Below are 4,480 nucleotides of genomic sequence, written 5' to 3'. Positions count from 1 at the left end.
GCAAGTCTTTCTATTCCTGGTAGTGCTAGTACAATAGCGTCGTAGTCTCCACTTACTAATTTACCGATCCTAGTGTTTACATTTCCACGCAACATCTTAGTCTCTACTTTGATATTATCAGTAGGTAGGAAGTCCTTTAGTCTAGCTTCAATATTTACTATTCTTCTTGGAGAGCTTGTCCCAACAACAAAGTTATCCATTTCACTTAGCTTATCTATTGTAGAATTCTTTATAAATAGAATGTCATGAGCAAAGTGTCTCTTTGTGATTGCAGCAAGCTTAATTCCCTCAGGTCTATCACTTCCTAAATCTTTATAAGAGTGAACAACCATATCTACTTTGTTTGTAAGTAGAGCAGCATCAAGCTCTTTTGTGAAGAAGTCCTTCCCATCAAGTTGCCAAAGTGGCTTATCTGTAATGAGATCCCCTTGAGTTGTAATAATCTCAAGCTCGAACTTCTCTCCCGTAAGAGATTCTAATTCGTTTTTTACTTGTGTACACTGAGTGACTGCGAGAAGACTTCCTCGCGTTCCAATTTTATATACTTTATTAGACAAACTGAACTTCCTCCCAGCCGAAAGGTAGGCTGAGAGCAAATGAATTAATTCTTTTTTCGACAAGAGTTTCTATTGCTGCATGGGCACTTTGTACTTTCTGCTGTTTTGATTTATTTAAATTTTTTCCAAACTCGAAAATATCTTCAAGTCTATAAACTTCTTCTGAACTAGAGAAAGGTGTATTTATCATACAGGGAGATCCTAAATCAACGAATAATCTAGAATGATTATTGGCCCAGTTCGTAAAGAAATCATGGTTGATAGAGTATTTATCTGTACCAACTGTATTCATAATATATGAAAACTCTGCCCAAGTTTGGTGGTTATCCCACTCTACTAATTGAATATTGGCCTCGTGATACTTTGTTACAAGTTCAAGAGATCTTGTTGTGTTTCTTGCGCTTAAAAATATGCGGTGCTTTCTTGCTAGAAGCTTAATTAGGTCTTCAGCAAGTTGACCTGAACCAATGATGAGTACATCACCGTCATTAGTAGTACTTCTTAGAAGCTTTCTAGAGATACCTGCATAAGTCTGTTGACCAATTTCTTTTAGAAATGATGTTCTTATCTTCTTTGCATCCATGAATAACTTTTCAAGGATAGACATTATTTGTGAGTTTCTAACTCCATAGCTTAAATAGTCTGTATAGGATTTCTTAAATTGAGATGTGATTTCATTCTCACCAAGTAGCTTACTTTTTAAACCGCAAATAGTTTCTAAGAGGTAGCTGTAGGCCTTATCTGCAACAAATGTTTCCATACAATCGTGAGTATCGTCGATATGGTGGAAAGGAACGAAGTTAAATCCTAGAACTAAAGTTCTTTGGCAAGTTTCAAGTATAAATAGCTCTCCATTTTGAGGGCGATCTACTTTGGCTCCGGCCGGTAGGTTAATAACTTTTAATCCACTAATCATAATATCCGTTCTTGGTTTGCTGTAGTGTGTCTAGAATGTTTGTTTACTCAATATATCTCTATGGTTAGAGAATATTGTCACAAAAGTGTAGGAAAATGATTTTTTTCAAATTGTTTCACATAGCAAACATTTTTTGGTAATAATCTCCCATGAGCAAGGCCATTGAAACATTAAATGATAAAGACACACGACCATTCTGGGAGAGATGGGGAGATGTAATTAAAGCATTTCTTCTTCGTATGACTCCTCAGTTCGTTATAAATGCCTTTTTAAGGTTCGACAAGAAGGTTGATGGGGCCCTTAGCTTTTTTATGAAGCATTGGGGAAAAACTCCCTTCATGATTTCGATGAGTAAGAAAGTTCAGTATCTTGGAATTGAGAAACTTTGGGATAAAGGTCCAAAGGCCTTCATTTATTTCTTCCTTTTTTATTTAGTTCGGGACACAATTCTCTATATTATTATCCCAATCTTTTTTGCAAAGCTAACAACAAGTTGAGTATATGATCCCTATAGAACGCATCTGGCCATTACTTGGCGGTGTCGCACTGTTTATTTTCTCCATTAATTTCTTAGTCCTTTCAATGCAATCACTCTTTGGTGAAGTGTTAAGAGGTCTTAATGCAAAAACAGTTATTAGATCTAGAAACTCTTTTCTTATGGGTCTATTAAGTGGGGCGAGTGTTCTAAGTGTCTACTCATGTACAAATATGATTCTAGGACTTGTGAACTCAGGGATAGTGAAATTTAGTATTTCAGCACTCTTTATTATGGGAGTGAACCTAGGGGCATCTGTATTTCCTTGGTTGTTTACATTTGATCTTTCTCACTGGTCTTATCTCTTTCTATTTGTTGGGGCAGTAGGACATTTCTTTATCAGAATTCTCGCTGTTAAATTACTCTCTAGAGTAATCTTAGGTGTTGGGTTTCTATATTTAGGTCTAGATCTCTGTATTACATTTTTTAGTTCAGATGCTCTTGTTATTTCGACAACACTCGTTGAGGGACATCATTTCTTATATCTTTGTATTGCTATTGTTCTAGGTGCAGTCGTTTCATACTTCTTAAATAGTACAGTTCTTTTGATTGGTCTCTTTATGGCGTTCTTTTATACGCATAATATTTCAGTGGAGCTCTCTTGTGCAGTTCTAGCGGGAGCGTCTCTAGGTCCGTGTGTGAAATTATTTTTAAACTCTAAGAAGGGAAATATTGAAGGGCAGAGGTCAGCTCTATTTAATATCTTCTTAAATTTATTTTCTATTCCAACTGCTCTTATCTACTTAACTTTCTTTCCAACTAGTTTGCAGCTAATTCAATCATACGTTGGGATTAATCTAGTTCTTCCTTTCTTTTATACAACACTAAATGCTGTAAATATTATTTTGGCCCTCGTGTTCTTTAAGTTTATAAAAGAATCGGTCTTTAAACTAATTCCTAGTCCTGAGATTAAAATTCCTCAAAGACTTATTGCCTTTGGTCGCTCAGATGAACTTATTCCGGCCACAGCACTTTGGCAGGGACATAAGGAGATGTATAAGCTTAAAAGTATCGTAGATCGTATGTTTGATCAGATCGAGATGTATATAAGTGATGTTGAAGGGAGCCCAAGGCAGCTTGCTAAGATTAAAAAATACGAAGATATTACAGATAGAATATGTAATGAGATGGAAGTTTTTATTCAGTCTCTTATGGAGAATGCTCTTAATTCTTCTCAGGCAAAAGAAGCATTATCAATTCTCTTTGTATCTAAAGAATTTGAGAACATCGCAGATTACTTAAATAACTTCGTCACTCACAAAACTACTATTTCTATTGAAGAATCTCTTACTCAAGAGGACTTAGATAAGATAATTACTCTTCTTAATAAGGTAAGAGCTTTCTATGAGATCTGCTGCTCAAATTTAGGAGCTGGAGTAAAGCATGGACCAGTTGAGGTTCAAAGACTTGCTGGTGAGCTTAAAGAAGAGTGTGAAGACTTAAGGCTTAATAGAGACCATCAATCTCTCAGCTACTCAGATATAATCATTTCTCTACGAAAAGTACGCTCTCATAGCTATAGTCTTTATCTTGCAAGATAGTCGACTACCTTTTTAAAGTGGCTTTCTAAATATACAACGGTATTGATGATGAGTTTAAGTGGGATTCTTTGTAACTCATCTTTGTAAATATCCAAAAAAATTTTATAAATATAGACCCCTCACTTTCAGAGTTAAATATATAAATATCAGCTACTTATGTAATCTTCCGTTTAGTGTTTATTTATATTAAGGCTATGTAATTAATATAGTATGATGCACTGCGCTCTCTTGTTTAGGTATACTCTATAAAAATTATTACAATAATAGAGGTATTTATATGAAATTTCTTATGATCAGTTTTGCTGTTTTATTTTCTAACTTATCGTTTGCAAAGTTAAGCTTTAGCCTCGACTACCCAACTAGTAATCCTCAGTTCCAGATGATTGATGTTAGTGATAAAAATATTACGGCAGATAGTTTTCATGCCCCTGAAGGAATATCTATAAATAGTAACGGAACTTTTTTCGTTGCAAACCATAAGAAAGCAACTATTTCCATTCTTGATAAGCTATTTAAGACTAAGGGAACTATTAAACTAGATAACCTTCCTGGCTGGATTGAAGGTAAATCTCAAGTCATGGGTATTCTAGCTGATAAATCAAATAACATTTATGTTGCACTTGCAAATTATCAAGGTGGAGCGTTAGTAAAAGTTAATACGGAGTCATATGAAAATAGTATGCCTGAGGTCATGCTTACAGACTTAGGATACGTAAATAGTATTCACCTTGACGAAGCTAATGATAGACTTTTTATTTCTGTTAGTGACAATGGTGAGATCTATGATCTTGATCTTAAAAATGGTGATGTAGACATTATAGAGGGGTTGATATTCCCTAACGGTATGGCCCAAGGAAAAGACGCTGATTGGCTGTACGTATCACAAACTATGGAAAGTAACATTATAAGAATTAATCTTAAAGATACGAGT

5 protein-coding genes are annotated in these 4,480 nt (G+C 35.0%); 3 read left to right on the top strand and 2 right to left on the bottom strand.

Annotation, left to right across the window (positions count from 1 at the left end):
• The coding region (hemC, locus tag ABX784_RS15675; RefSeq protein ID WP_372656006.1) for a hydroxymethylbilane synthase at positions 1-557 on the bottom strand (557 nt) is incomplete at its 3' end.
• Positions 550-1,473: a hypothetical protein gene (locus tag ABX784_RS15670; RefSeq protein ID WP_372656005.1), complete on the bottom strand. Its 924-nt coding sequence runs from the start codon at positions 1,471-1,473 to the stop codon at positions 550-552. The genes ABX784_RS15670 and hemC, both read right to left, overlap by 8 nt.
• A 149-nt stretch (positions 1,474-1,622) precedes the next feature.
• On the opposite strand from ABX784_RS15670, the gene ABX784_RS15665 reads away from it, so the two are divergent.
• From ABX784_RS15665 to ABX784_RS15655, 3 genes are all read left to right on the top strand, one after another.
• Entirely contained in the window at positions 1,623-1,970 is a 348-nt protein-coding gene (locus tag ABX784_RS15665; protein WP_372656004.1) for a hypothetical protein, read from the top strand.
• 4 nt (positions 1,971-1,974) lie between these two features.
• Complete coding sequence (locus ABX784_RS15660) at positions 1,975-3,549, top strand: Na/Pi cotransporter family protein (protein WP_372656003.1); 1,575 nt, start codon at positions 1,975-1,977, stop codon at positions 3,547-3,549.
• A 277-nt stretch (positions 3,550-3,826) separates the two neighbouring features.
• The coding region (locus ABX784_RS15655; protein WP_372656002.1) for a hypothetical protein at positions 3,827-4,480 on the top strand (654 nt) is incomplete at its 3' end.

The organism is Halobacteriovorax sp., assembly GCF_041587335.1.
GTDB lineage: Bacteria > Bdellovibrionota > Bacteriovoracia > Bacteriovoracales > Bacteriovoracaceae > Halobacteriovorax.
This window is presented reverse-complemented; position numbering and strand designations above follow the sequence as displayed.